This window comes from Geodermatophilus sp. FMUSA9-8 (genome assembly GCF_037034165.1).
GTDB classification, from domain to species: Bacteria; Actinomycetota; Actinomycetes; order Mycobacteriales; family Geodermatophilaceae; genus Geodermatophilus; species Geodermatophilus nigrescens.
Map to the genome: position 1 here is coordinate 1 of NZ_JBAGKE010000005.1, position 25,855 is coordinate 25,855.

Consider the following 25,855-nt stretch of genomic DNA (forward strand, 5'->3'; position numbering starts at 1 on the left):
ACCGGCGGCGGCTCAGGTCAGAGGGCGCCCTTGGCGGGGTCGCCGGCGGGGACGGCGGCGAGCACCGTGACGGCCGGCGGCTCGGTGAGCTTGCCGTCGAGGCGCTTCGAGAGGTCGGTGAGCGCCTCGGCCTTGCCGTGCGTGGCGAGCGCCTCGGGGCTCTCCCACTGCTCCACCATCACCAACTGCCCGCGGCCCTCGTGCAGGGCGTAGCGCTCGCAGCCCGGCTCCTCGTGCACCCGCGGCACCGTCTCGAGCACCGCCTGGCGGACCTCGTCGGCGTGCTCGGGCTTCGGGCTGATGGTGGCGACGACGACGACGGACACGGGCGGTCCCCTCTGCTCTGGTCGGTGGGCTCGCCGGGACGGTGATCTGGCGCACGGCGACCCGGCGGGGCCAGGATGCCAGTCGTGGCCGACGACGGATCCCCTGCCCCGGGCAGCGAGCGGCCGCTGCGGGTGGCGGTGGTCGGCGCCGGTCCCGCCGGCATCTACACCGCCGAGGCGCTCACCCGCCGCGCGCCGGTCCCGGTGACCGTCGACCTGCTCGACCGCCTGCCCACCCCGTTCGGCCTGGTCCGGCACGGCATCGCCCCCGACCACCCGAAGATGCGCGCGATCCGCGACACCCTGCACCGCGCGCTGGACCACCCCGGCGTCCGCTTCGTCGGCAACGTCGAGGTGGGCACCGACATCACGCTGGAGGACCTCCGCCGCCACGTCGACGCCGTCGTCTACACCTACGGGGCCGCGCTGGACCGGCCGCTGGCCGTCGACGGCGAGGACCTGCCCGGCAGCCTCGCCGCCACCGACCTCGTCGCCTGGTACTGCGGCCACCCCGACGCCGACCGGGCCCGCGTGGAGGCCGCGCTGGCCGGCGTCCGGCGCGCGGTGGTGGTCGGCGTCGGCAACGTCGCCCTCGACGTCGCCCGCGTGCTCGCCCGCGCCCCGCAGGAGCTCGAGCCCACCGACATGCCGCAGCACGTGCTCGACGTGCTGGCCGCGACGCCGGTCGAGGAGGTCACCGTGCTCGGCCGCCGCGGCCCGGCCAACGCCAGCTTCACCACGATGGAGCTGCGCGAGCTGGACGGGCTGGACCGGGCCACCGTGCTGGTCGACCCGGCCGACCTCGAGCTGGACCCCGCCGCCGAGGAGCGCCTGGCCGGCGACCGCAACGCCTCCCGCAACCTCGCCGTGCTGCGCGAGTGGGCCGGCCACGAGCCCGCCGACGACCGCGTCCGGCTGCGGCTGCGCTTCTACCGGCGGCCGGTGCGGCTGCTCGGCGCCGACCGGGTCACCGGCGTGGAGGTCGAGCGGACCGCCGTCGACGGCGAGGGCCGCGCGGTGGGCACCGGCGAGCACGAGGTGGTGCCGGCCGACCTCGTCGTCCGCTCGGTCGGCTACCGCGGCGAGGGGCTGCCGGGCCTGCCGGTCGACCCGCGCAGCGGCACCGTCCCGAACGAGGACGGGCGGGTGCTGCGCGACGGCGGCGCGTCGGCCGGCGAGTACGTGGCCGGCTGGATCAAGCGCGGGCCGAGCGGCGTCGTCGGCACCAACAAGCACGACGCGCGGGAGACCGTCGCGTCCCTGCTGGCCGACGCGGACGCCGGCGTCATCGCCCCCGGCGGCGACCGCGACGACCTGGTGCAGACGCTGCGCGCCCGCGGCGCGGAGCCGGTGCTGCTCGAGGACTGGCGGGCCATCGACGCCGCCGAGGTGGCGCTCGGCGCCACCCGCGGCCGCGCCCGCACCACGATGCACGAGCGGGAGGCCCTGCTCGCGGCCGCCCGTGCGGCGGCGCGCGCCGCGGCTCCGACCGCCTAGCTCCCCACCGCGGCGATCAGGTCGCGGGCCCCGGTCTCGGAGGCCGCGGCGACGAACCGGATGAGCGTCTCGGTGTCCGGCGCCAGCCGCAGCGGCCCGCCCTCGGGCGTCAGCGCCACCCCGCCGGCCCCGGCCAGCACGGCCAGGCCCCCCGCAACGTCGTGCACGTGCGTGCCGCTGCGGTCGAGGTCGTGCCAGGCGCCGGCCGAGCCGTCGGCCACCAGGCACAGGTCGACGGCGGTGCAGCCGGTGACCCGCACCCGCCAGGCGGTGGCCGGCACCCGCACCACCCGGCCCGACGGCGCGACGACCGTGCTGCCCTCGCGCACGGACGCCGGCGCCCCGTCCCGCTGCGCGCCGGCGTTGCGGCCACCCGCCCAGCGGCGCCCCGACGACAGGTCGACCACCAGCCCGGCCACCGGCTCGCCGTCGTGCACCAGCGCCGCGGAGAACGCCCACGGCGGCAGGCCCGCGCGGAAGTTGCCGGTGCCGTCGAGCGGGTCGAGCACGATCCACGGCTGGTCGCCGCGCACCGACGGGTCGGGCCGCTCCTCCGACAGCACCGGCACGCCGAGCGGGCGCAGCACCTCCACCGCGGCGTCGTGCGCGGCGTCGTCGGCGGCGATCGACCAGCTGCCGTCGTCCTTGCGGTGGTCGCGGCCGGTGTCGCGGGCCAGCGCCACGGCCACCTCCACCCGGGTGGCGGCCAGGGCGGCGAGGTGGGCGAAGCGCGCGGTCAGCGGGGCGTCCGCCGCGGGCGGCGGCACCTCGAGCACCCGGCCGGTGCCGGCGTCGCGCACCGTCGCGCAGCCCCAGGCGGAGGCGACGGCGAGCAGCGCGGCCCGGTCGGTGACGTGGGTGGACCGGTGGACGACGACCGCCTCGGTGGTGCCCTCGTCGGTCCAGCGGCGGCGCAGGTGCGCGGCGGCGTCGTCGCCGACGAGGAGCCGGGCGCCGGGGTCGAGCAGCTCGGGGGCCAGCGCGGCGGGCGCGACGCCGAGCAGCCGTGCCGCGGCGTGCAGGTCGGCCCCGGACGCCGCGACCCGCATGGTCCCCGTTCCCGTCACGGTCCCCCCGCCTCGCCGTCCGCCCTCCCCGGCAAGGTAGGCCACCGGGCGGGGTAGGGCGCGCAGGTGTCCGCACCCGTGCCCTCGTCCGTGCCCTCGTCCGTGCCCGCCCGCACCGGCCTCGACGACGTCGACCTGGTCCTCCTCGCGCACCGCGAGGACCCCGCCCTGCTCGCCCGCCACCACGCCGCCGTCGCGGCGGCCACCGGCCCGGGCTGGCGCGGGCGCGCGCTGCTGGTGGAGAACGCCCCGTCGCCGGCCACGTCGGCCGCGGCCCGCGCGGAGCTGGCCCGCTACCCGGACGCCGACCGGCGGGTGCTGACCGCGCCGCGCAACCTCGGCTTCGCCCGCGCCATGGACCTCGCGCTCGACGCCTGCCGCGGCCGCTACGTGGCGCTGGTCAACTCCGACGGCGAGCCCGACCCCGGCATGCTGCGCCGGCTCGCCGAGGTGCTCGACGCCGAGCCCCGCGCGGTCTGGGCCGCGCCGGCGGTACACGGCCCCGGCGAGGCCGACGAGCCGCCCGGCCCGCCGTTCCCCGCCGGCGACCTGCCCGGCACCGCGCTGCTCGTCCGGCGCGCGGAGTTCCTCGCCGCCGGCGGCTTCGACCCGGCCTACTTCTTCTACAACGAGGACCGCGACGCCTCCTGGCGGCTGCGCGCGGCCGGGCACCTGCTGCTGCGGGTGCCCGACACCGTCTTCCGGCACGGCAAGGGCGGCCGCAGCGCCCGCGGGGTGTTCCTGCGCGAGTGGCACTACGCCCGCACGACGCAGGTGCTCCTCCCGCAGCACGCGCGGCGGCCGGTGCGGGAGACGGCGGCCTTCCTCGCCCGCCGCCCCCGCGCCGTGCTCGCCCACCTCCGCGACGGCGACCTGCCCGGCGCGGCCGGCATCGCGCTGGCCCTGCTCGAGCTGCCGCGGGGGCTCGCGCTCGCCGCCGCCCGCCGGCGCCGCCCGTGGGACGGCGACCGGCTGGCGGCGTGGGTGGAGCGCGAGCGGCTCCCGGTGACCGCCCTCTAGCCGGAGTTCCGGAGCGCCGTCGCGATCCCGTTGATCGTCAGCTGGATGTTGCGGCGCACCAGCTCGTCGTCGTCGCCGGTCCGGCGGCGGCGCAGCATCTCCACCTGCAGGTGGTGCAGCGGCTCCAGGTAGGGGAACCGGTTGCGGATCGAGCGGGCCAGCGACGGATTGTCGGCCAGCAGGTGGTCGTCGCCGGTGACGGCCAGCAGCACCCGGCAGGTGCGCTCGTGCTCGGCGGTGATCTGGTCGAACACCCGCGCCCGCAGCTCCTCGTCGGGCACCAGCTCGGCGTAGCGGGCGGCGAGGTCGAGGTCGGTCTTGGCCAGCACCATCCCCATGTTCGACAGGATCGTGCGCAGGAACGGCCACCGGCGGTGCAGGTCCTGCAGCCGGGCCAGGCGCTGCGGGTCGCCGTCGATCCACGACTCCAGCGCCGAGCCGGTGCCGTACCAGCCGGGCAGCATGATCCGCGCCTGCGACCAGCTGAACACCCACGGGATCGCGCGCAGGTCGGCGATCCGGTCGCCGGCCTTGCGCGACGGCGGGCGGCTGCCGATGTTGAGCTCGGCCAGCTCGCGGATCGGCGTCGCGGCGCGGAACCACTCCACGAAGCCCGGCGTCTCGTGCACCAGCGCCCGGTAGGCGTCCTGCGCGCGGGCGGCGAGGTCGTCGAGCAGCGCGTAGGCGTCCTCGGCGTCGTCGCCCAGCCCCTCGACGTCGAGCAGCGTGGCCTCCAGGGTGGCGGCCACGAGCGCCTCGAGGTTGCGGCGGGCGAGGTCGGGCTCGCCGTACTTGGCCGCGATGACCTCGCCCTGCTCGGTGATCCGCAGGGCGCCGGCGACCGCGCCGGGCGGCTGCGCCCGGATCGCCTCGTAGCTGGGCCCGCCGCCGCGGCCGACGGTGCCGCCGCGGCCGTGGAACAGCCGCAGCCGGATGCCCTCGCGCCGCGCCACGTCCACCAGCGTCAGCTCGGCCCGGTACAGCGCCCAGTTGGCGGCCAGGTAGCCGCCGTCCTTGTTGCTGTCGGAGTAGCCGAGCATGACCTCCTGCGCGTCGCCGCGGGAGGCGACCAGCGCCCGGTACAGCGGCTGGGCGAGGACGGCGGTCATCGTCTCGCCGGCGCCCTGCAGGTCGGCGATCGTCTCGAACAGCGGCGAGATGCCGACCGGGCAGGTCGGGCCGTCCTCGCCGTCGGGGTCGAGCAGGCCGACCTCCTTGAGCAGGACGGCGACCTCGAGGACGTCGCTCACCGACTCGCACATGCTGATCACGTAGTTCGGGATCGCCCGCGGGCCGAGCTTCTCGACCTGCTCGGCGGCGGCCACCAGCAGGTCGAGCTCGCCGCGCGCGAGGTCGGACAGCTGCGCGCCCGGGCGCACGAGCGGCCGCCGCATGCGCAGCTCGCCGGCCAGCAGCTCCACCCGCGCCGCCTCGTCGAGGGAGGCGTAGTCGGGGCACACCCCGGCCCAGGCGAGCAGCTCGGCGAGGACCTCCTCGTGGACGGAGGAGTTCTGCCGCATGTCCAGGCCGGCGAGGTGGAAGCCGAACACCTCGACGGCGTCGCGCAGCCGGGCCAGCCGGTCGTCGGCCAGCGCGCCGGCGCCGTGGGTGCGCAGCGAGGCGTCGACGACGGCGAGGTCGGCGAGCAGCTCGTCCGGGGAGGTGTACGGCTCGAGCTCCGCGTGCGGCGCGTCGCCGGGCACCCGGCCGAGCACCCGCCGCGCGGTGGCCGCGAGCCGGGCGTGCACGCCGGTCAGCGCCCGCCGGTAGGGCTCGTCGGCGCGGAACGGCGAGTCGTCGCGGGAGGCCTCGGCCAGGTGCGACAGCTCCGCCGTCGGGGTGACCAGCCGGTCGGACATCGACAGCTCGCTGCGCAGCTCGACCAGCTCGTCGAGGTGGTGGGCCAGCGCGGTCTCGGCGTGCCGGGTGCTGGCCCGGCGGACGGCGTCGGCGGTGACGAACGGGTTGCCGTCGCGGTCGCCGCCGATCCAGGAGCCCGGCTGCAGCACCGGCTGCGTGGGCAGCCCGCTGCCGGGCCAGCGCGACCCGAGCTGGCGGCGCAGCTCGGCGTTGATCTCGGGGACCACGCGGAACAGCGACAGGTCGTAGTAGCGCAGCGCCTCGTCGATCTCGTCGGTCAGCCGCAGCCGCGACAGCCGCAGCAGCGCCGTCTGCCAGAGGGTGAGCACCGCCCGCTCCAGCTCGGCCGACCACGCCTGCTCGTCGACCTCGCCGGGTGCCGTCCGGTCGCGCTCGCGGATGAGCTCGGTGACCTGCTTCTGCACCAGCGAGATCGTGCGCCGGCGGACCTCGGTGGGGTGCGCGGTGACCACCGGGACCACCAGCGCCCCGGCGAGCTCGCGGGCGACGGCGTCGGGGTCGAGGCCCGCCCGGTCGAGCGTGGCGAAGGTGGCCGCGAGGCTGCCCGGCTGCGGCGGCGACCCGGCGCGGCGGTGGTGCCGGCGGCGGCGCTCGTGGTGCAGGTCCTCGGCGAGGTTGGCCAGCAGCGAGAAGTGGCTGAAGGCGCGGATGACGTGGTTGGCCGCGCGGACGTCGAGGTCGCCCATGCGGGCGGCGAGGCCCGCGCGGTCGGCCTCGGAGCGGCGCACCGCGAACGCCTGCACGCGCGTGGACTCGACCAGGTCGAGCACGTCGTTGCCGGTCTGCTCGCGGATCACCTCCCCGAGCACGCGGCCGAGCAGGCGGATGTCGTCGCGCAGCGGGGCGTCGTCGGCACGGCCGTCGCCCTCCGGGTCGCGCCCGGGCAGGCGGAGGTCGGCGACGTCGACGGTTGCTTCCGACATGCAGCGCAGTATCCGGGGTCCGTGTGACGCGCCTGTGTCGCGGGCACCTGGCCGCCCGTGCAGACCCTCCGCGCCACGCCCGCCGCCCCCGCTCCCGCCGGTCACGGGGAGGGTCCCGTCTGGGACGCCGACCGCGGCGAGCTGCTCTGGGTCGACATCTCCGCCGGGGTGGTCCGCCGCGGCGCGGTCGGCGAGGACGGCGGCCTGCGCGACGCCGGCTCGTTCCGCGCCGGCGACACCGTCGGGGTGGCCGCGCCCGCGACGGCGGGCGGCTGGGTGGCCGCGGCCGGCGGCGGGTTCACCCACGTGGACGGGGACGGCACCGCCCGGGTGCTGGTCGACCTGGCCCGCGAGGGCGGCAGCGAGGAGGCCGGCGGCACCCGCATGAACGACGGCGCCTGCGACCGGGCGGGCCGCTTCTTCGCCGGCACGATGGCGTTCGACCAGCGGCCGGGCGCGGGCAGCCTCTACCGGCTCGACCTCGACGGGACCGTGGCTCCCGTCCTCGACGGGCTCACCGTCTCCAACGGGCTCGGCTGGTCGCCCGACGGCCGCACCGTCTACCTGTCCGACTCCGGCCCGGGTCTGGTGCACGCCTTCGCCTACGACGCGGACGCCGGCACGTTCTCCGCCGGGCGGGTGCTGCTGGAGACCGGCGGCGTCGACGGCGTGGCCGACGGGCTGACCGTCGACGACGACGGCTGCCTCTGGACGGCGATGTGGGGCGGCGGCCAGGTGCGCCGCTGGTCCCCCGACGGCGACCTGCTGGCCGTCGTCGAGGTCGGCGTCGCGCACACCTCCAGCTGCGCGTTCGCCGGTCCCGGCCGCGACCTGCTGGTCGTCAGCACCGCGCACGGCGAGGAGGACGAGGACGGGGCGGGGCGGCTGTTCACCGTGCGGCCGGGCGTCACCGGCCCGCCGGCCGACCCCTACCGCGGCCCGCTGGCCGGCATCCGCGAGGCGGTCTAGCTCTCCTGGAGCAGCTTGAGCGCGGCCGCGGCGAGCTGGTCGCCGGCGGCGGCGCCGCGCTCGAACTCCTCGGCCGCGCCGGCGATGTCGCCGCGGTCGGCCAGCAGCACGCCGAGGTTGTGGTGGCAGTAGGAGTCACCGGCCTGGATGCCGGCGCGGTACGCCTCCTCGGCGGCCTCGTCGTCGCCCAGCTGCTCGCGGTAGAGGTTGCCCAGCGGCAGCCAGGCCACCTGCTCGCCGAGCTTGGCGCCGCGCTCGAGCACCGAGCGGGCCTCGGCGGCGCGGCCGGTCTGCAGCAGCAGCGCGGCGAGGTCGGCGCGGGCGGCGGCGAAGTGCGCGGCGCCGGCCCGCAGCCGGTCCTCCAGCGCCGGGTCGAGGGTGGCGCACCACTCCCAGCAGGCGGCGACGGCGTCGGCCTCGTCGTCGCCCGCGGCCGCGAGGCCCCGCGCGACCTCGAGCGCCTGCTCGCGCTCCCCCTGCTCCCGCAGCAGGAACGCCAGCTGCAGCCCGCCCTCGGTGTCGCCGGCCGCCGCCGCGCCGCGGTAGGCGGCCATGGCGCCGGCCAGGTCGCCGAGCTGCTCGAGCACCAGCCCGAGGTTGCGCCAGGCGTCGGACTCGCCGCCGGCCAGCGCGACCTCGTAGGCGTCCACGGCCTCCGACCACCGCTCCTGCGCGGCCAGGCTGTTGCCCAGGTCGTAGTAGCCGGTGACGTCGCCGAGCGAGGCCGCGCGGCGGAAGCACCACTCGGCGTCGGTCTGCCGGCCGGCCTCGGCGAGGTCGCAGCCCAGCTCGATGAGCTCGTCGGCGTCCTCGGAGGCCTGCAGCCGCCAGAGGCGCGCGTCCAGGTCCTCCGTCATGGCAGCGATCATGTCCGCCCCGACCTGCGCGCACGCCCTCCGTCGGGGTGAGGTCACCCCAACGTGTCCGGCGCTCCGCCGCGCGGGTGTCCCCCGCCCCGGCTCAGCCCTCGCGGGCCCGCAGCGCCTCCCGCAGCTTGGTCTTCCCGCCGGTGCGCAGCAGGGCGCCGGAGTACACCCGCCCGCCGAGCCGGACCACCAGCGCGATCGCCACGAGCATGAGGACGACGGCCACGCCGACCTCCCACGGCGCCACCTCGCCCGCGGCCTGGCGCACCGGCATGACCATGGGCGACAGACCCGGCACGTAGGAGGTCACCGTCGCCAGCGTGCCGTCGGGGTCGCCCGCCGCCTGGACGGCGACGATGAAGCCCGCGACCAGCACCAGCGACGCCGGGGTGAGCACGCTGCCGAGGTCCTCCTGGCGGCTGACCAGCGAGGCGGCGACGGCGAACAGCGAGGCGAAGAGCGCGTAGCCGAGCACGAACCAGAACAGGAGCCACAGCACCGTGCCGACGAGCTCGCCGGGCAGGTCGACGACGTCGAACGCCAGCGCGCCGGTGATGCCGATGGCCGCGATGACCGCGATCTGCCCGAGGCCGAGCACGCCGAGGCCGAGGATCTTCCCGGCCAGCAGCTGCCACGGCCGCATCGTGGCCAGCAGCAGCTCGACCACCCGGCTGGCCTTCTCCTCGACCACGCCCTGCGCGACGAACTGGGCGAACAGGATCAGCAGGCTGTAGAGCACGACCACGCCGACGACGGCGACCACGGTGCGCTGGGTGTCGGCCGCGGAGTCGCCGTCGAGGGTGGTGACGGTGACCTGCGGCAGGTCGGCGGGGTCGACGCCGGCCTCGCTGAGCACCTGCCCCAGGGAGACGGCGGAGACCGCGCCGGAGACCAGCGCCTCCAGGGTGCTGTCGGGCTCGCGCAGGACGAGCTCGGGCGCGCTGCCGCCGGTGCCGAGGACGGCGGCGTCGACCTCCTCGTCCTCGACGGCGGTGCGCGCGGCGGCGTCGTCGTCGACGTCGACCACCTCGACGTCGAGGTCGAGGGCCTCCGCCTGCGCCTCGAGGGCGGCACCCAGCTGGGCGTCCCCACCGGCGACGCCGACGCGGCGGGTGTCGGACCCGGAGTTGACGACGACCTGGAAGACCAGGACGCCGAGGATCAGCACGACCATCAGCACGGAGCTGGCGATGAACGTCTTGTCGCGGATGCGGGTGGAGATCTCGCGGGCGGCGACGAGCCGGACGAGCTGCCCGCTGGACAGCGGCGAGGTGGGCTGCCCGGTGACCTGCGGCGCGCTCACGCGGCGACCTGCTCGCGGGCGGCCTGCTGCGCCGGGTCGGCGACGGCCTCGCGGAACAGCTCGACGAGCGTGGCCTCCCGCCAGGCGAAGTGGGTGACCCGGCCGGTGCGCAGCGCGGCGGCGAGCACGGCCTGGTCGTCGGTGCCGCCGGCGAGCTCCAGCAGGGTGTCGCCCCGGGACTCCGAGACCACCCGCACGCCCGGGACGCCCGCGGCCCAGCCGGGCGCGGCGTCGGGCACCACGACCCGCAGCACCCGGCCGGCCTCGCGGCGGCGCAGCTCCTCGACGGTGCCGGTGGCGACCATGCGGCCGCGGGCGAGGATGCCGACGGAGTCGCACAGCCGCTCGACGAGGTCGAGCTGGTGGCTGGAGAAGACGACCGGCACGCCGGCGCGGCACTGCTCGAGCAGCGCCTCGGCCAGGGCGTCGACGCCGACCGGGTCGAGGCCGGAGAACGGCTCGTCGAGGATCAGCACCTCGGGCCGGCTGACCAGCGCGGCGGCGAGCTGGACGCGCTGCTGGTTGCCCAGCGACAGCTTCTCCACCGGGTCGTCCCGGCGGTCGCCGAGGCCCAGCCGGCCGGCCCACTCCCCGGCCGCGCGGGCCGCGTCGGCGCCGCCCATGCCGTGCAGCCGGGCGAAGTAGGTGAGCTGCTCGCCGACCCGCATCTTCGGGTAGAGGCCGCGCTCCTCCGGCATGTAGCCGATGCGCCGCCGCATGGCCTCGTCCAGCGGCCGGCCGCGCCAGCGGACCTCGCCGGCCTCGGCCCGGGCCAGGCCCATCGCGATGCGCATCGTCGTCGTCTTGCCGGCCCCGTTGGACCCGCAGAAGCCGAACATCGAGCCGGGGGCGACGGTGAAGCCGACGCCCTCCAGCACGCGGTTGTCCCCGTAGCTCTTGTGGAGCCCGTCGAACTCGAGCACTGCCCCTCCGTCCGCTGGTCCCCCGTGCGCCCCGACGCTATCGGTCCCGCCTCGCGGCCCCCGCTGACCTGGGGTGTCATCGGTCCATGAGCCAGGAGAACGTGCCCGCGAGCCCACCGTCGGGCGTCGGGCTGGAGGGCCTGCGCGGCGCCGCGGCCGGCTGCCGGGCCTGCGAGCTGTGGGAGCCCGCCACCCAGACGGTGTTCGGGGAGGGCCCGGAGACCGCGCGGATCGTGTTCGTCGGCGAGCAGCCCGGCGACCAGGAGGACCGGAAGGGCGAGCCGTTCGTCGGCCCGGCCGGGCGGCTGCTCGACCGCGCGCTGGCCGACGCCGGCATCGAGCGCCGCGACGCCTACGTCACCAACGCCGTCAAGCACTTCCGCTTCACCCCGACCGGCAAGCGGCGCATCCACCAGTCGCCCGGCGCCGAGCACATCCGCGCCTGCCGGCCGTGGCTGGAGGCGGAGTTCGAGGTGCTCAAGCCCGAGGTCGTCGTCTGCCTCGGCGCGACGGCGGCCAAGGCGCTCATCTCGCCGTCGTTCCGGATCACCAAGGAGCGCGGGAAGCTCATGCCGTGGACGCCGCCCGGGGTGGCGGCGGCCGAGGCCGGCGACGACGAGGCCGACGAGGAGGCGCCTGCGCAGACGTGGATGCTGGCGACCGCGCACCCCTCGGCGATCCTGCGCACCCCCGAGGAGGCCCGCGCGGCCGCCTTCGACGCGCTCGTCGCCGACCTGCGGGTGGTGGCCGGCGCGCTGGCCTAGCGGACGGCGCGCGACGCCCGGAAGTGCAGGAACGAGGGCACCGCGAGCGCGACGACGACCATCGCCACCACGGTGACGATCCCGCCGGACACCATCGCGACGCTCACGCCCGCCGCGCTGGCCATCGCGCCGGCCCGCAGGTCGCCCAGCCGCGGCCCGCAGGCCACCACGACGATGAAGACGCCCTGCATGCGGCCGCGCATCTCGTCGGGCGCGGCGGTCTGCAGCATCGACGAGCGCAGCACCGCGCTGACCATGTCGCCGGCTCCCGCCACGGCGAGGCAGAGCACCGCCAGCCACAGCGACGGCGCCAGCCCGAAGCCGACGATCGCCACGCCCCACACGACGATCGCGGCGAGCACCACCGCGCCCTGCCGGTCGACCCGGGACACCCAGCCCGAGGTGAGCCCCATGAGCAGCGCGCCGATGGAGATGCCGGCGAACAGCCAGCCGTAGGCGTTGGCGGACCCGGCGAAGCGGCCCTCGGCCAGCTCGGGGAACACCGCCTGCGGCCAGGCGAAGAACATGGCGATGACGTCGACGACGAACGTCATGAGCAGCACCGGCTGGGTGCGCAGGAAGCCGAAGCCCTCCCCCACCCCGCGCAGCGCGGCGCCCAGCCGCAGCGGCCCGGCCACGCCGGCCGGGGGCAGCGGCGGCAGCCCGCGGATCAGCAGAGCCGCGACCAGCAGCGTGACCGCGTCGACGACGTAGGCGAGGAACAGGTCGCCCAGGCCGATGAGCAGGCCGGCCGCGAGCGGGCCGACGATGACGCCGACCTGCCGCACGGTCATCGCCAGCGCGTTGGCCGCGGCGACGCCCTCCGGGCCGACGAGCGCGGGGATGACGGCGCTGCGGGCGGGCTGGTTGACGGCGGTGAACCCGGACACCGCGGCCACGAGCACCCAGAGCAGCCAGAGGTTCCCGCCGCCGGGCAGCAGCGCCTGGAGCGCCAGCAGCGCGCTGGTCACCGCGGACCCGACGCCGGTGACCAGCATCAGCTTCCGCCGGTCCATGGCGTCGGCGATCGCGCCGCCGAGCAGGCCGAAGACGACCAGCGGCACCAGCGACACGATCGAGGTCACGCCGACCAGCAGCGAGTCGCGGGTGAGCGCGTAGACCTGCACGGGGACGGCGACCAGCGTCATCTGCTGGCCGACCATCGTGGTGGTCAGGCCCCAGAACAGCCGCCGGTAGCCGGGGTTGCGCAGCGGGCTGGTGTCGATCGTCCAGCTCCGCGACGACCGCCGGGCCGGCACCGGCACGGGCTCGGCGACCTTCCCCGGCTCGACCGGGTCGACGGGCAGCTCGTCCCCCGATGGTGACGTGCTGGAACGGCCCTGCTGCAGGGGCCCGCCCCGAGCCTGCGAGGGGTGGGGGGCAGCGGGGTCCTTCGTCATGGAGCGAGCCGCTGGAGCACCCAGCCGCCGCCCTCCTCGTCGTCGCGCACGAAGCGCAGCCGGTCGTGCAGCCGGCCGGGGCCGCCCTGCCAGAACTCGACGTGCTCGGGCACCACCCGGTAGCCGCCCCACGTCGGCGGCCGCGGCACCTTCTCCGTCGTCGTCTCCTCGTCGAGCAGCCGCACGCGGGACTCGAGCTCGTCGCGGGAGTCGACGACCGTCGACTGCACCGAGGCGACGGCGGCCAGCTGCGCCTCGCGCGGGCGGGGGTCCCACAGGTCGTCGGAGGCGGCGTCCCCGATCCGCTCGATGCGGCCGGTCACCCGCACCTGGCGCTGCAGCGCGTGCCAGGGGAAGACCAGCGCGGCGCGCGGGTTGGCCGCGATCTGGGCGCCCTTGGTGGAGGCGTAACTGGTGCCGAAGACGAAGCCGGCCTCGTCGTAGCCCTTGAGCAGCACGATGCGGGCGTCGGGGGCGCCGTCGGCGTCGGCGGTGGCCACCACGACGGCGTTGGGGTCGGGGACCTCGGCGGCGACGACGTCGCGGAACCACCGGTCGAACTGCTCGAGCCAGGTGGGCGCGAGGTCCTCCTCGCGCAGCCCCGGACGGTCGTAGTCCCTGCGCATGCGGGAGAGGTCGGCCACCCCGCCATGCTGACACCGCCCGGGCCGCACGGCTCCGGGCGGCTCCCGCTGGGCGGCAGCCCCGCGTGGAGGGCGGGCGGCTGCTGGGCCTAGTGTCGCGGTGCAGTCGTGCGCCGCGGAACGTGCGGGCACGAGGTCCGCGCGCGCAGAGGAGCATGCGAGATGGCCGACGACTTCGTACCCGGCCTCGAGGGCGTCATCGCCTTCGAGACCACGATCGCCGAGCCCGACAAGGACGGCGGCTCGCTCCGCTACCGCGGGGTCGACATCGAGGACCTGGTCGGCAAGATCACCTTCGGCAACGTCTGGGCGCTGCTGGTCGACGGGAAGTTCGGCCCCGGCCTGCCCCCGGCCGAGCCGTTCCCGATCCCGGTGCACAGCGGCGACGTCCGCGTCGACGTGCAGGCCGCGCTCGCGATGCTCGCCCCGTTCTGGGGCTACCGCCCGCTGCTGGACATCTCCGACGAGGAGGCCCGCGACCAGCTGGCCCGCGCCGCGGTCATGGCGCTGTCCTACGTCGCGCAGTCCGCCCGCGGCATCGGCACGCCGGCCGTGCCGCAGAGCCGCGTCGACGAGGCCAAGACGATCGTCGAGCGCTTCATGGTCCGCTGGCGCGGGGAGCCCGACCCGGCCCACGTCGCCGCCGTCGACGCCTACTGGACGTCGGCCGCCGAGCACGGCATGAACGCCTCCACCTTCACCGCGCGCGTCATCGCCTCCACCGGCGCCGACGTCGCGGCCGCCATGTCCGGCGCGATCGGCGCGATGTCGGGCCCGCTGCACGGCGGCGCCCCCTCCCGCGTGCTGCACATGCTCGACGAGGTCGAGAAGAGCGGCGACGCGGAGAAGTACGTGAAGGACCTGCTGGACCGCAAGGAGCGCCTGATGGGCTTCGGGCACCGGGTCTACCGGGCCGAGGACCCCCGCGCCCGCACGCTGCGCAAGGCCGCCCGGGAGCTCGGCGCCCCGCGCTTCGACGCCGCCCTGGCCCTCGAGCAGGCCGCGCTCAAGGAGCTGCGCGAGCGGCGCCCCGACCGCCCGGTCGAGACCAACGTCGAGTTCTGGGCGGCCATCGTCCTCGACTTCGCCGAGGTCCCGAGCCACATGTTCACCTCGATGTTCACCTGTGCCCGCACCGCCGGCTGGTGCGCGCACATCCTGGAGCAGAAGCAGACCGGCCGCCTCGTGCGCCCGTCGGCCCGCTACGTCGGGCCCGCGGCACGCAAGCCGGAGGAGGTCGAGGGCTTCGACACCATCCAGGTCAAGGCCGTCGACGCCGCCGCGCCCGCCTGACACCAGGCACCACTCCCGGCTGACGACGGCCCGGGTCCGCTGTGTGCGGGCCCGGGCCGTCGCCGTCGGTCCCCCTCCGAGCCCGAGAGGCACCCGGCATGACCATCGAGATCCCCGCCGACCTGCTCCCCGCCGACGGCCGGTTCGGCTGCGGCCCGTCGAAGGTGCGCCCCGAGGCGCTGCAGGCGCTGGCCTCCGACGGCGCCGGGCTCATGGGCACATCCCACCGCCAGGCGCCGGTGAAGGACCTGGTCGCGCAGGTGCGGGAGGGTCTCGGCGAGCTGTTCTCCCTCCCCGAGGGGTACCAGGTCGTGCTCGGCAACGGCGGATCGACGGCGTTCTGGGACGTCGCCACCTTCGGCCTGGTCCGCCGGCGCAGCGCCCACGGCACCTACGGCGAGTTCTCCGCCAAGTTCGCCGCAGCGATCGCCGAGGCGCCGTTCCTGGAGGAGCCGGTGGTGGCGGCGGCGGCGCCCGGCTCGCTCGCCCTGCCGGAGGGGCAGCCCGGCGTCGACGCCTACGGGTGGGCGCACAACGAGACGTCCACGGGCGTCATGGCGCCGGTGGTCCGCCCGGCCGGTGCCGACGACGACGCGCTCGTGCTGGTCGACGCCACCAGCGGCGCCGGCGGCCTGCCGGTCGACGTCTCCCAGGCCGACGTCTACTACTTCGCGCCGCAGAAGTCCTTCGCCTCCGACGGCGGCCTCTGGATCGCGCTGATGAGCCCGGCCGCGCTGGCCCGGGTCGCGGAGATCAAGGCCTCCGGCCGCTGGATCCCCGGCTTCCTCGACCTCGCGACCGCCGTCGACAACAGCGCCAAGGACCAGACCTACAACACCCCGGCCGTGGCCACGCTGTTCCTGCTCGCCGACCAGGTGCGCTGGATGCTGGGCCTGGGCGGCCTCGACGGCGCCGTCGCGCGCAGCCGGGAGTCCTCCGGGCGGCTCTACGGCTGGGCGGAGGCGTCGGCGTACGCCACCCCGTTCGTCGCCGACCCCGCGCACCGCAGCCTCGTCGTCGGCACGGTCGACCTCGACGGGTCCGTCGACGCCGCGGCCGTGGCCAGGACGCTGCGGGCCAACGGCGTCGTCGACGTCGAGCCCTACCGCAAGCTCGGCCGCAACCAGCTGCGGGTCGGCATGTTCCCCGCCGTCGACCCCGACGACGTCAGCGCGCTGACCGCCTGCGTCGACTTCGTCGTCGAGCGGCTCTAGTCGACCGGCAGGGTCACCTGGCCTGCTCGCCGTCGGCGGGCTGCACCGCCGTGCTCGGGAAGTCGCGCAGGTCGCCGGTCGGCGTGCGGTCCCAGCTGCGGAACGTGAGGTCGGTCTGCAGGTAGAGCGCGACCAGCTCCGCGGTGCTGCGGATGCCGTCGAGGTGGGTGCGCTCGTTGCCGTGGCTGCCGTCGATGCCGAAGCCGATCAGCGCGGCGCGGGTGTTGGCGCCGGCCTCCAGCGCGGAGGCGGCGTCGGAGCGGTAGTACTTGTAGACGTCGCGGCGGTGCGGGACGTCGTGCACGCGGCACAGGTCGATGAGGTGCCGGGTGAGGTGGTAGTCGAACGGCCCGGTGGAGTCCTGCATCGCGATGTTGACGCACTGCTCCGAGGACGACTGGCCGGGCGCGACCACCGAGGTGTCGATGCTCACCAGCTCGGCGACGTCGGCGTCGAGGCCGTGGCTGGCCCCGAGGCCCACCTCCTCGGCGATGGTGACCAGCAGGTGCGCGGTGACCGGGACCTCGACGCCGTGGTCGACGATCGCCTTGAAGGCGCCGAGCGCGGCGGCGATGCCGGCCTTGTCGTCGAGGTGCCGGGAGTTGACGAACCCGCCGCTGGTGATCACCGGCTGGGCGTCGATGGCCACGAAGTCGCCGACCTGGATGCCGCGGCGCTCGAGGTCGGCGCGGCTGTGCACCACCTCGTCGACGCGGACCTCGACGAAGTCCCAGCCCACGCCCTGCTCGTCGACCTCGTCGCCGTAGCGGTGCCCGCTGGCCTTGATCGGCAGGATCGTGCCGGTGTGCCAGTAGTCGCCGGAGACGTCGTCGCTGAAGATCGTCACCCGTGCGCCCTCGGCGAAGCGGGCGCTGTGCGTGCCCACCGGGACGATGGCGAGCCGGCCGTTGTCCTTGAGCTGGCTGACCATGCAGCCGATCGTGTCGGCGTGCACGACCACGGTGCGGTCGGCGCCGGGCGCCCGGCTGGGCAGCTCCGCGATCAGCGCGCCGCGGCGGGTCACCTCGAAGTCCAGGCCGAGGGCCCGCAGCTCGCCGCCGATGACCTGCATGACGTGGTCGGTGCGCCCCGACGGGCTCGGGATCGTGAGCAGCTCCATCATCACGCGCTGCACGTAGTCCATGTCGATCGGCAGGCGCTTCTGGCCCGCGTCGACCGGCGAGGGGAGGAAGCGCGCGTCGGGCTCGGCGTCGGGTGCGGACTCGTCGCGGACGAGGCCGGCGTCGTCGCGGGGACCGGTCAGCATGGGAGCCGAGTCTAGGGGCGGCGCGGCGGCCGGACCGGGGGGCGGGGAGGGCCGGGCGGCGCCCGCCACGCCGGACCGCCTGCACCCGCGCGGGCGCTCGCGCGGATAGCCTCGCCCCAGGCCCGGAGTGTCACCGGGTCCGTCCGTGTCGTCCGAGGAGGTCCGCCGTGCGCTCCCTGCGTCTCGTGGGCCTGTCCGAGGACGGCCGCAGCCTCGTGCTCGCCGCCGAGGGCGCCGACGGCACCGACGACGGCGAGCGCTTCGAGCTCCCGGTCGACGACCGGCTACGCGCCGCGGCCCGCGGCGACACCCGCCGGCTGGGCCAGATCGAGGCCGACGGCGGGCTCTCCCCCCGGGTCATCCAGTCCCGCATCCGCGCCGGCGAGACCCCGGAGCAGGTCGCGGCGTCCTCCGGCACCCGGGTCGAGCGGATCATGCGCTTCGCCCACACCGTGCTGCAGGAGCGCTCGCGGCTGGCCGAGCAGGCCCGCGAGGCGCGGGTGCGGCTGTCCGAGGGCATCCCCGGCGCCCCGCTGCAGCAGTTCATGGCCGAGCGGCTGCGGCTGCTCGGCGCCGACCTCGACGCGGTCCGGTGGGACGCCGCGCGCGCCGAGGACGGCACCTGGGTGGTCACCGCCGCCTGGCGCGCCGGCGCCAAGGAGGGCACCACGCTCTGGGTCTACGACGTCCCGGCGCGCACCGTCACCCCGGCCGACCAGGGCACCCGCGACTTCGCCGAGGGCACCCGCCTGGTGCGCGTCGTCCCCGGCGTCCCGGCCGAGCGGCCGATCATGCCGGTGCACCGCAGCGCCGCCGTCCCCGAGCGGACGCCGGCCCCCGCGGCCGAGGAGCCGCCCGCGCCCGTCGCCGCGCCGGCCGCCGAGCGGCGCACCGACGCCGTGCCGCTCACCGACGACGAGATCGCCGAGCACGACACGGTGGTCCTGCGCACCGGCGAGACCGACGGCGAGGACGAGGACCCGCGGGCCCGCGTCCCGGCCTGGGAGGACATCGTCTTCGGGGTCCGCCGCAACCGCTGACCTGCGGCTGTGACCGACCGGACGTGTCCGACCGACCGGCCCGGGTACCCACCGGACATGTCGATGTCGGTGTCCATGCCCCTCGGGGGCGTCCAGGTCGGGTCCTACGACAGCTACCAGCAGGCGCAGGCGGCGGTGGACCACCTGTCCGACGAGAAGTTCCCGGTCGAGAACGTCACGATCATCGGCTCGGACCTCAAGATGGTGGAGCGGGTCACCGGCCGGCTCACCTGGGGCCGCGCGCTCGCGGCCGGCGCGGCCAGCGGCGCCTGGTGGGGTCTGTTCGTCGGCCTGCTGCTGGGGATCTTCGCGCCGAGCGGCACGAGCTGGATCAGCTCGGTGCTCACCGGCCTGCTCATCGGTCTCGTCTTCGGCGCGCTGTTCGCCGCCGTGGGCTACGCCGCCACCCGCGGCCAGCGCGACTTCACCAGCGTCTCGCAGGTGACCGCGAGCCGGTACGACGTCATGTGCGACCCCGCGCGCGCCGAGGACGCCCGCGTGATCCTCGCCCGCTGGTCGCTGCGGAACTGAGCGCCTAGCGCAGCGTCGCGAACGCGACGGCGGCGGCCGCGGCGACGCCGAGGGAGTCCACGCCCGCCCGCATCGGGATCCGCGCGCGCACCCGCGCCGCCGCCTGCGCCTCCGGGGTGAGCCCCGGGCCCTCGGCGCCGAGCAGGACGGCGGTGCGGGGGTGCGCCCGCGGGTCGACGTCGCCGAGGTCGACGGCGTCGGCGGCCGGGGTCAGCGCCACGGTGAGGTAGCCGGCGTCGTGCAGCCGCGCGAGCCCCCCGGGCCAGTCGGGCAGGACGGCGAAGGGCAGCGCGAGCACGTGCCCCATCGACACCCGCACCGACCGGCGGTACAGCGGGTCGGCGCAGCGGGGGTCGAGCAGCAGCCCGTCGACGCCGAGGGCGACCGCCGAGCGGGCGATCGAGCCGAGGTTCTCCGCGTCGTTGAGCGCCTCGAGCACCGCGAGCCGCCGGGGCGCGGCCGGGTCGGGCCCGGCCAGCAGCGCGTCCAGGTCGGCCGGCGGGCGCCGGTCGGCCGAGGCCAGCACCCCGCGGGTGAGCCGGAAGCCGATGAGCTCCGACAGCGCCCACTTGTCCATCTCGTAGGCCGGCACGCCCGGCGGCAGGTCCAGCTCGGCCAGCCGCCCGGGGACGCCGAGCACCGCGCGGACCCGGTACGGCGAGGCCAGCAGCCGCTGCACCGCGGGCACGCCCTCCACGATCACCGGGCCGGTGCCGCGCTCCCGGCCGGCCGGCCGGTCGCCGGCGTGCAGGTCGCGGAAGTCGGCGACCCGCTCGTCGGCGACGTCGGGGATCGGCTCGGCCACGGGGGCATCCTCCCCGAGCGCCGCAGCGGTGCGCCCCGCAGGATCCAGTGGTGCGCAACGAGACCGTCGTCGTCGGAGCCGGCATCGCCGGCGTGGCCTGCGCCCGGGCGCTCGCGGACGCGGGGAGGCCGGTGCGCGTGGTCGACCGCGGGCGCCGGCCCGGCGGCCGGATGGCGTCGCGGACGCTGGAGGGTCGGGCGACCGACCTCGGCGCCAGCTACCTGACCGCCTCCCACGGCTCGCCGTTCGCCGCCGTCGTCGACGGGTGGGTGGACCGCGGGCTCGCCCGGCCGTGGACGGACACGTTCGCCGTGGCCGGGCCCGGCGGGATCCGCGAGACCCGCAGCGGCCCGGTCCGCTACGCCGCCCCCGGCGGGCTGCGCTCGCTCGTCGCCGACCTCGCCGAGGGCCTCGACGTCGCGCAGGAGCACGCCGTCGAGCGGGTGGTGCCGGGCCCGCGGGTCGACGGCGAGGAGGTGCCCGCCGTCGTGCTGGCCCTGCCCGACCCGCAGGCCCGCCGCCTGCTGCCCGCCGACCTCGCGGGCCGGCTCCTCGGGGACGAGGAGGCGCACGGCTGGCAGCCCACCCTCGCCGTCGCGCTCGGCTGGCCCGGGCGGCGCTGGCCGGCCGACCTGCACGGCGCCTTCGTCCACGACGACCCGGTGGTCGAGTGGGTCGCCGACGACGGCGACCGGCGCGGCGACGGCGCCCCGGTGCTGGTCGCCCACACGACGCCGGGCACCGCCGCCGCGCACCTGGACGACCCCGCCCGCGCGGTGCCCGAGGTGACCACGGCGGTGTGCCGGGCGCTGGGCATCGACGCGCCGCCGGCGTGGACGCACGTGCACCGCTGGACGTACGCGAAGCCGACCGCGCCGCGGGAGGAGCCCTACGGCCTGACCGACGGGGTCGGGGCGTGCGGCGACGGCTGGCGGGCGCCGTCGAAGGTGGAGAGCGCCTGGACCTCCGGGCACCTGCTGGGCACCGCGCTGGGCCGGGCCTGAGTGCCGGCCGGACTCGCCCCGCCGCCCGGACCGGCCGACCAGCGCGCCGAGCAGGAGCGCTCCGACGGCTCCGCCGCCAGGGCCGGACTGCGCGGCATCGGCCTCCCGGCGGTCGTGGCCGTGGCCGTGGGCCTGCTGCTCGTCGTCGTCTACCTGGCCGCCTTCCCCGCCGCGGAGCCGCACGACCTCCCCGTCGCCGTCACCGGGCCGGCGGACGTCGTCGACGACGTCCGGGCGGGGGTCGAGGAGTCGCGCCCGGGTGCGCTGGCGCTGACCGGCGTCCCGGACGCCGCGGCCGCCGAGCGGGCGGTGACCTCGGGGGACGTCGTCGCCGCGCTGGTGCTCGACGGCCCGCCGCGGCTGCTCGTGGCCGGGGCGCACGGGCAGCCGGTGACGCAGGACCTCACCGAGGTCCTGGGGCCGGTGGTCGCCGAGCGGGCCGGCGGACAGCCGGCGGTCACCGACGTCGCGCCCCTGGCCGACGGCGACCGGCGGGGCCGGGCGATCGACCACACCGCGTTCGGCGTGGTGCTCGGCGGGTTCCTCTTCGGCATCACCAGCTACCAGGTCGCGCCGAAGCTCCGCCTGCGGCTGCGCCTGCTCAGCGCCGTCCTGTTCGCCGCGGCGGCGGGGCTCCTGGGCGCGCTGCTGTCGGGACCGGTCTTCCCCGCCCTCCCCGCCGGCTTCTGGCCGGTGGCCGGGATCGTCGCCCTCCTGGCGCTGGCCTGCGGGTCCGCGGCCGCGCTCGCGCTGCGACTGCTGGGTGGCGCCGGCACGTTCGTGGCCACCGCGGTCCTGCTCACCCTCGGGGCGGCCACCAGCACCGGCAGCCTCCCGGCGCAGTACCTGCCCGGCTGGCTGGAGCCGCTGGCGTCGGTGCTGCCGCCGGGTGTCGCGGTGCGGGCACTGCGCGGGCTGGCCTACCTCGACGGGGACGGCGTCGGCCGCGCCGTCTGGGTGCTCGGCCTGTGGTGCGTCGTCCCGCTGGTGCTGGTGGCCCTCGCCGACACCGTGCAGAGACGCCGCGCGCGGACCGCTTGACCCCGTCGGCAGAACTCACCTAGCGTTGAGTTCATCAGGCGTTGAGTTCTCGCCCTCGGGAGGCTCCCATGACCGACGCCGTCACCGTCACCGACCTCGTCGTCGACCGCGGGCACCGCCGCGTGCTGCCCGGGCTGTCCTGCGCGGTCCCCGCCGGCCGGGTCACCGGCCTGCTCGGCCCCAGCGGCAGCGGGAAGACGACGCTGCTGCGGGCGCTCGTGGGCGTGCAGCGGATCCGCTCGGGCACGGTCACCGTGCTCGGCGAGCCCGCCGGCTCCCCCGGCCTGCGCTCGCGGGTCGGCTACGTCACCCAGGCGCCGAGCGTCTACCCCGACCTCACCGTCCGGGAGAACGCCCGCCACTTCGCCGCCCTGTACGGCCGGGGCGCCGCGGCGGCCGACGACGCGCTCGCCGCCGTCGGGATGGCCGCCGCCGCCGGGCAGCTGGTGGCCGACCTCTCCGGCGGGCAGCGCGGCCGGGCGTCGCTGGCCTGCGCGCTGGTCGGCGAACCCGAGCTGCTGGTCCTCGACGAGCCCACCGTGGGCCTGGACCCGGTGCTGCGGGTGGAGCTCTGGGACCGGTTCCACGCCCTGGCCGCGGCCGGCACCACGCTGCTGGTCTCCAGCCACGTCATGGACGAGGCCGGCCGCTGCGACCGGCTGCTGCTGCTCCGCGAGGGCGCGCTGCTGGCCGACGTGACCCCCGGGGAGCTGCGCGAGGACGCCGGCACGCCCGACCTCGAGGAGGCCTTCCTGACCCTCGTGCGGCGCGGGGAGCAGGTGGCGGCGTGAGCACCGTGACCGCCGTCCTGAGCCCTCGGCTCACCGCCGCCACCACCGGGCGGGTGCTGCGGCAGCTGCGCCACGACCACCGCACGATCGCGATGATGGTGCTGCTGCCGAGCCTGCTGCTCGGCCTGCTGTACCTGCTCTGGCGGGACGTGCCCGCGCTCCCCGGGCAGCCGACGGTGTTCGACCGGGTCGGGCTGACGATGCTCGGCGTCTTCCCGTTCGTCGTGATGTTCCTGGTGACGAGCATCGCCATGCTGCGCGAACGCACGTCGGGCACGCTCGAGCGGCTGCTGACGACGCCGCTGTCGCGGCTGGACCTGCTGCTGGGCTACGGCACGGCGTTCGGGCTGGCGGCCGCGGTCCAGGCCGCCGTCACGGTCACCGTGGCGACGACGCTGTACGACCTCGACGTCGCCGGGTCGCTGTGGCTGGTGGTGCTCATCGCCGTCGCCGACGCCCTGCTCGGGGTGGCGCTCGGGCTGCTGGCCAGCGCCTTCGCCCGCAGCGAGTTCCAGGCCGTGCAGTTCATGCCGGTCGTCGTCCTGCCGCAGTTCTTCCTCTGCGGGCTGCTGGTGCCCCGCGAGCAGATGGCCGGCTGGCTGCAGGCCGTCAGCGACGTGCTGCCGCTGACCTACGCGGTGGAGGCGCTGCAGGAGGTCGGGCGGTCGTCCACCGGGACCGGCACGATGTGGACCGACGTCGGCGTGGTGGCCGGCGCGGCGGTCCTCGCCCTCGCCCTGGCGGCGGCGACCCTGCGGAGGAGGAGCAGCTGAGCCCAGCGCGGCGCCCGACCGGACGGCGGCCGGGCAACCCCGGCACGCGGGCGGCGGTCCTCGACGCCGCCCGCGCGGCCTTCGCCGAGCGCGGCTTCGACGCGACGTCGATCCGTGCGGTGGCCACCGCGGCCGGCGTCGACCCCGCCCTGGTGCACCACTACTTCGGCACCAAGGACAAGCTCTTCCTCGCCGCGATCGAGGCCCCGGTGGACCCCGGGACCCTCCTCCCCGAGGTGCTCGAGGCCGGCCCCGAGCGGCTCGGCGAGAGCGTCGTCCGCCTGCTGCTGCGGGTCTGGGACGGCCCCGCCCGCCCGGCCGGGCTGGCGCTGGTCCGCTCGGCGGTCGGCAACGAGTGGACCGCGCGGCTGCTGCGGGAGTTCCTCGTCTCGCAGGTGCTGCGCCGGGTGGTCGGCACCCTCGACCTGCCGCCGGCCGAGGCGGAGGCCCGCGGCGCACTGACCGCGTCGCAGCTGATCGGCGTGGTGATGGCCCGCTACGTGCTGCGCGTGGAGCCGCTGGCCTCGGCGCCGGCCGAGGAGCTCGTGGCGGCGGTCGGGCCGACCGTGCAGCGCTACCTCACCGGCGACGTCGCCCTGCCCGGGCCGCGCGACCAGCGGGCCAGGCGGGACTAGCGGGCGACGCGGGCGAGCTGGCGGGCCTGGGCGACCAGCCGGCCGGCCGAGTCCCAGATCCGGCACTCCTCGTCGGACCAGCCGCCGGTCACCTCGGTGGAGCGCGACTCGACCAGGCACCAGCCCGGCGCGGGCAGCGCGCGGACCAGCACCTGCAGCTGCACGGTGGGCGCCCAGCCCGGCCGGCCGACGGCGAAGGCGGTGGGCGGCAGCGCGTCGGCGAACAGCAGGAGGGCCAGCGGGTCGGGGTCGCGGCCGTCGGCCAGCCGGATCCAGGCCCGCAGCAGGCGGGTGTCGGAGGGCCGGCCCACCGTCCAGCCCGCCGTCGCCGGGTCCAGCCGGGTGTCGATCTGCCGGGCCAGCCCCACCGCCGGACCCCCCTCGGCGGTCCGGGTGGCCACGCACGCGTCGGGCCCGGGCACCTCGGGCACCGGGTTGACCGAGTAGTCGCTGGCGTCGCGGCCGAGGGTCGCCGTCGTCACCTGGACGGCGAGCGAGGGCCCGCCCGCGGCGCTGAGCAGCACCGAGGAGTGGGCGAGCGTGCGCCCGGCGGGCCCCGCGGTGACCGTCAGGTCGGCCGGGCCGCCCGGGGTCGCGCGCAGGTAGCTCGCCGACAGCGCCACCGGGTGCGGGTGCGGGCTGTCGAGCAGCGCCGCGCGGGCCACGACGCCGAGCAGGTAGCCGCCGTTGAGGACGCCGGGGTCGACGTCCCAGGCCGGGTCGAGCTCGGCGCGGACGCCGCCGCCCTCGGTGCGGGTGACGGCGGTGGCGCGGTCGAAGGCGGACCCGTTCTGCGGCACGGCCGCCAGGGTGCCAGGGTGCTCGGACGTGGAGTACACGCACCTCGGACGCAGCGGCCTGTCGGTCTCCCGGCTCTGCCTGGGCACGATGAACTTCGGGTGGAAGACCGAGGAGGCCGACTCGCACGCGGTCATGGACCGGGCGCACGAGGCCGGGATCAACTTCTTCGACACCGCCAACGTCTACGGCTTCGAGGCCGGCAAGGGCCGCACCGAGGAGGTGATCGGCACCTGGTTCGCCCAGGGCGCGGGCCGCCGGGAGCGCACCGTGCTGGCCACCAAGGTGTACGGCGGGATGTCCGACTGGCCCAACGACACCTTCCTGTCCGCGCGGAACGTCGTGCGGGCCTGCGACGCGTCGCTGCGCCGCCTGCAGACCGACTGGATCGACCTCTACCAGTTCCACCACGTGGACCTCGCGACGCCGTGGGAGGAGATCTGGCAGGCCTGCGAGACGCTCGTGGCGCAGGGCAAGGTGCTCTACGTCGGCTCGTCGAACCACGCGGCCTGGCAGCTCGCCGCGGCCAACGAGGCCGCCGCCCGACGGCACTTCCTCGGCCTGGTCAGCGAGCAGTCGCACTACAACCTGCTCACCCGGCACGTGGAGCTGGAGGTGCTGCCGGCGGCCCGGCACTACGGCATCGGGGTCATCCCGTGGAGCCCGCTGGCGCAGGGCCTGCTGGCCGGCGTGCTCGGCGAGCAGGAGGGCGCCCGCCGGCAGATGGAGCGCAACCGGGAGCGGATCGAGGTGCACCGCCCCGCGCTGCAGGCGTTCGAGGACGCCTGCCGCGAGTGGGGGCTCGCGCCGGCCGACGTCGCGCTGGCCTGGCTGCTGCACCAGGACGGCGTGACCGCGCCGATCGTCGGGCCGCGCACGATGGCCCAGCTCGAGGGGTCGCTGGGTGCACTCGACGTGACGCTGGAGCAGGCGCAGCTCGACCGGCTCGACGAGGTCTTCCCCGGCTTCAGGGCCGCCCCGATGGAGTACGCGTGGTGAGGCGGTGGACGCCGGGTGACGGCTCCACCACCCAGCGCGACGCGCCGTCGTCCGGCCCCCAGAACTGGGGGTGGGAGACCC

Annotated in this window: 25 protein-coding genes; 14 read left to right on the forward strand and 11 right to left on the reverse strand. The window is 76.6% G+C overall.

Going from position 1 to position 25,855, the window contains the following annotated elements:
* Positions 1-17: 17 nt before the first annotated feature.
* A complete protein-coding gene (locus tag WA616_RS11675) occupies positions 18-326 on the reverse strand; it encodes a putative quinol monooxygenase (protein ID WP_336029955.1) in 309 nt (102 codons plus the stop codon).
* A gap of 84 nt (positions 327-410) precedes the next feature.
* Here WA616_RS11675 and WA616_RS11680 point away from each other — a divergent pair, with 84 nt between their 5' ends.
* On the forward strand, positions 411-1,823 hold the full coding sequence (locus tag WA616_RS11680; protein WP_336029957.1) for an FAD-dependent oxidoreductase: 1,413 nt from the start codon (positions 411-413) through the stop codon (positions 1,821-1,823).
* Here WA616_RS11680 and WA616_RS11685 read toward each other — a convergent pair.
* On the reverse strand, positions 1,820-2,890 hold the full coding sequence (locus WA616_RS11685) for an inositol monophosphatase family protein (RefSeq protein WP_336029959.1): 1,071 nt from the start codon (positions 2,888-2,890) through the stop codon (positions 1,820-1,822). The two genes, WA616_RS11680 and WA616_RS11685, sit on opposite strands and share 4 nt — an antisense overlap.
* A 78-nt stretch (positions 2,891-2,968) precedes the next feature.
* Here WA616_RS11685 and WA616_RS11690 point away from each other — a divergent pair, with 78 nt between their 5' ends.
* Positions 2,969-3,910 carry a glycosyltransferase gene (locus tag WA616_RS11690; RefSeq protein WP_336029961.1) on the forward strand — a complete coding sequence of 314 codons (942 nt, stop codon included), beginning with the start codon at positions 2,969-2,971 and terminating at the stop codon, positions 3,908-3,910.
* On the opposite strand, the gene ppc is transcribed toward WA616_RS11690, so the two are convergent.
* On the reverse strand, positions 3,907-6,714 hold the full coding sequence (gene ppc / locus WA616_RS11695; protein WP_336029963.1) for a phosphoenolpyruvate carboxylase: 2,808 nt from the start codon (positions 6,712-6,714) through the stop codon (positions 3,907-3,909). The two genes, WA616_RS11690 and ppc, sit on opposite strands and share 4 nt — an antisense overlap.
* 57 nt (positions 6,715-6,771) lie before the next feature.
* Here ppc and WA616_RS11700 point away from each other — a divergent pair, with 57 nt between their 5' ends.
* Positions 6,772-7,683 carry an SMP-30/gluconolactonase/LRE family protein gene (locus WA616_RS11700; protein WP_336029965.1) on the forward strand — a complete coding sequence of 304 codons (912 nt, stop codon included), beginning with the start codon at positions 6,772-6,774 and terminating at the stop codon, positions 7,681-7,683.
* On the opposite strand, the gene WA616_RS11705 is transcribed toward WA616_RS11700, so the two are convergent.
* The 3 genes from WA616_RS11705 to WA616_RS11715 form a co-directional block, all read right to left on the reverse strand.
* Positions 7,680-8,540 carry a tetratricopeptide repeat protein gene (locus tag WA616_RS11705; protein ID WP_073418483.1) on the reverse strand — a complete coding sequence of 287 codons (861 nt, stop codon included), beginning with the start codon at positions 8,538-8,540 and terminating at the stop codon, positions 7,680-7,682. The genes WA616_RS11700 and WA616_RS11705 overlap by 4 nt on opposite strands.
* 103 nt (positions 8,541-8,643) lie before the next feature.
* Positions 8,644-9,852 carry an ABC transporter permease gene (locus WA616_RS11710; RefSeq protein ID WP_336029967.1) on the reverse strand — a complete coding sequence of 403 codons (1,209 nt, stop codon included), beginning with the start codon at positions 9,850-9,852 and terminating at the stop codon, positions 8,644-8,646.
* On the reverse strand, positions 9,849-10,775 hold the full coding sequence (locus tag WA616_RS11715) for an ABC transporter ATP-binding protein (RefSeq protein ID WP_336029969.1): 927 nt from the start codon (positions 10,773-10,775) through the stop codon (positions 9,849-9,851). The genes WA616_RS11710 and WA616_RS11715 overlap by 4 nt, the downstream gene beginning before the upstream one ends.
* A gap of 68 nt (positions 10,776-10,843) precedes the next feature.
* Between WA616_RS11715 and WA616_RS11720 the strand changes: the two genes are divergently transcribed.
* Positions 10,844-11,539 (forward strand): UdgX family uracil-DNA binding protein, encoded by a 696-nt coding sequence (locus tag WA616_RS11720; RefSeq protein WP_442902002.1) that lies wholly within the window; start codon positions 10,844-10,846, stop codon positions 11,537-11,539.
* Here WA616_RS11720 and WA616_RS11725 read toward each other — a convergent pair.
* Complete coding sequence (locus WA616_RS11725) at positions 11,536-12,939, reverse strand: MFS transporter (protein ID WP_336029973.1); 1,404 nt, start codon at positions 12,937-12,939, stop codon at positions 11,536-11,538. The two genes, WA616_RS11720 and WA616_RS11725, sit on opposite strands and share 4 nt — an antisense overlap.
* The gene (pdxH, locus tag WA616_RS11730) at positions 12,936-13,583 is read right to left on the reverse strand and encodes a pyridoxamine 5'-phosphate oxidase (protein ID WP_139252795.1); all 648 of its coding nucleotides are present in this window, start codon (positions 13,581-13,583) and stop codon (positions 12,936-12,938) included. Before pdxH ends, WA616_RS11725 begins: the two co-directional genes overlap by 4 nt.
* A gap of 162 nt (positions 13,584-13,745) precedes the next feature.
* Between pdxH and WA616_RS11735 the strand changes: the two genes are divergently transcribed.
* Together WA616_RS11735 and serC are read left to right on the forward strand one after the other, a co-directional pair.
* A complete protein-coding gene (locus tag WA616_RS11735; RefSeq protein ID WP_073418477.1) occupies positions 13,746-14,876 on the forward strand; it encodes a citrate synthase 2 in 1,131 nt (376 codons plus the stop codon).
* 98 nt (positions 14,877-14,974) lie between these two features.
* A complete protein-coding gene (gene serC, locus WA616_RS11740) occupies positions 14,975-16,090 on the forward strand; it encodes a phosphoserine transaminase (RefSeq protein WP_336029976.1) in 1,116 nt (371 codons plus the stop codon).
* Positions 16,091-16,103: 13 nt separating this feature from the next.
* On the opposite strand, the gene WA616_RS11745 is transcribed toward serC, so the two are convergent.
* Positions 16,104-17,357 carry an osmoprotectant NAGGN system M42 family peptidase gene (locus WA616_RS11745; protein ID WP_083628214.1) on the reverse strand — a complete coding sequence of 418 codons (1,254 nt, stop codon included), beginning with the start codon at positions 17,355-17,357 and terminating at the stop codon, positions 16,104-16,106.
* Between the two features lie 167 nt (positions 17,358-17,524).
* Here WA616_RS11745 and sepH point away from each other — a divergent pair, with 167 nt between their 5' ends.
* Both sepH and WA616_RS11755 read left to right on the forward strand, forming a co-directional pair.
* Positions 17,525-18,397 (forward strand): septation protein SepH, encoded by an 873-nt coding sequence (sepH, locus tag WA616_RS11750; protein WP_336029978.1) that lies wholly within the window; start codon positions 17,525-17,527, stop codon positions 18,395-18,397.
* A gap of 57 nt (positions 18,398-18,454) precedes the next feature.
* On the forward strand, positions 18,455-18,928 hold the full coding sequence (locus WA616_RS11755; protein ID WP_336029979.1) for a general stress protein: 474 nt from the start codon (positions 18,455-18,457) through the stop codon (positions 18,926-18,928).
* A gap of 4 nt (positions 18,929-18,932) precedes the next feature.
* Here the strand turns inward: WA616_RS11755 and WA616_RS11760 are convergent, their stop codons facing one another.
* Positions 18,933-19,733, reverse strand: coding sequence for a TrmH family RNA methyltransferase (locus WA616_RS11760; protein WP_083628212.1), 801 nt, complete (start codon positions 19,731-19,733; stop codon positions 18,933-18,935).
* Between the two features lie 50 nt (positions 19,734-19,783).
* On the opposite strand from WA616_RS11760, the gene WA616_RS11765 reads away from it, so the two are divergent.
* The 5 genes from WA616_RS11765 to WA616_RS11785 all read left to right on the forward strand — a co-directional run bounded on the left by WA616_RS11765 (position 19,784) and on the right by WA616_RS11785 (position 23,977).
* Positions 19,784-20,737: an NAD(P)/FAD-dependent oxidoreductase gene (locus WA616_RS11765; protein WP_336029984.1), complete on the forward strand. Its 954-nt coding sequence runs from the start codon at positions 19,784-19,786 to the stop codon at positions 20,735-20,737.
* A complete protein-coding gene (locus WA616_RS11770) occupies positions 20,738-21,778 on the forward strand; it encodes an ABC transporter permease (protein ID WP_336029986.1) in 1,041 nt (346 codons plus the stop codon).
* Between the two features lie 68 nt (positions 21,779-21,846).
* Positions 21,847-22,569, forward strand: coding sequence for an ABC transporter ATP-binding protein (locus WA616_RS11775; RefSeq protein WP_336029988.1), 723 nt, complete (start codon positions 21,847-21,849; stop codon positions 22,567-22,569).
* Complete coding sequence (locus WA616_RS11780) at positions 22,566-23,342, forward strand: ABC transporter permease (RefSeq protein ID WP_245794254.1); 777 nt, start codon at positions 22,566-22,568, stop codon at positions 23,340-23,342. The genes WA616_RS11775 and WA616_RS11780 overlap by 4 nt, the downstream gene beginning before the upstream one ends.
* Positions 23,258-23,977 carry a TetR/AcrR family transcriptional regulator gene (locus WA616_RS11785; RefSeq protein WP_336029991.1) on the forward strand — a complete coding sequence of 240 codons (720 nt, stop codon included), beginning with the start codon at positions 23,258-23,260 and terminating at the stop codon, positions 23,975-23,977. Before WA616_RS11780 ends, WA616_RS11785 begins: the two co-directional genes overlap by 85 nt.
* Here the strand turns inward: WA616_RS11785 and WA616_RS11790 are convergent.
* Positions 23,974-24,777, reverse strand: a complete 804-nt coding sequence (locus WA616_RS11790) for a thioesterase family protein (RefSeq protein WP_336029993.1) — start codon at positions 24,775-24,777, stop codon at positions 23,974-23,976. The genes WA616_RS11785 and WA616_RS11790 overlap by 4 nt on opposite strands.
* Before the next feature lie 28 nt (positions 24,778-24,805).
* Here WA616_RS11790 and WA616_RS11795 point away from each other — a divergent pair, with 28 nt between their 5' ends.
* Positions 24,806-25,774 (forward strand): aldo/keto reductase, encoded by a 969-nt coding sequence (locus WA616_RS11795; protein WP_336029995.1) that lies wholly within the window; start codon positions 24,806-24,808, stop codon positions 25,772-25,774.
* Positions 25,775-25,855 lie beyond the last annotated feature (81 nt).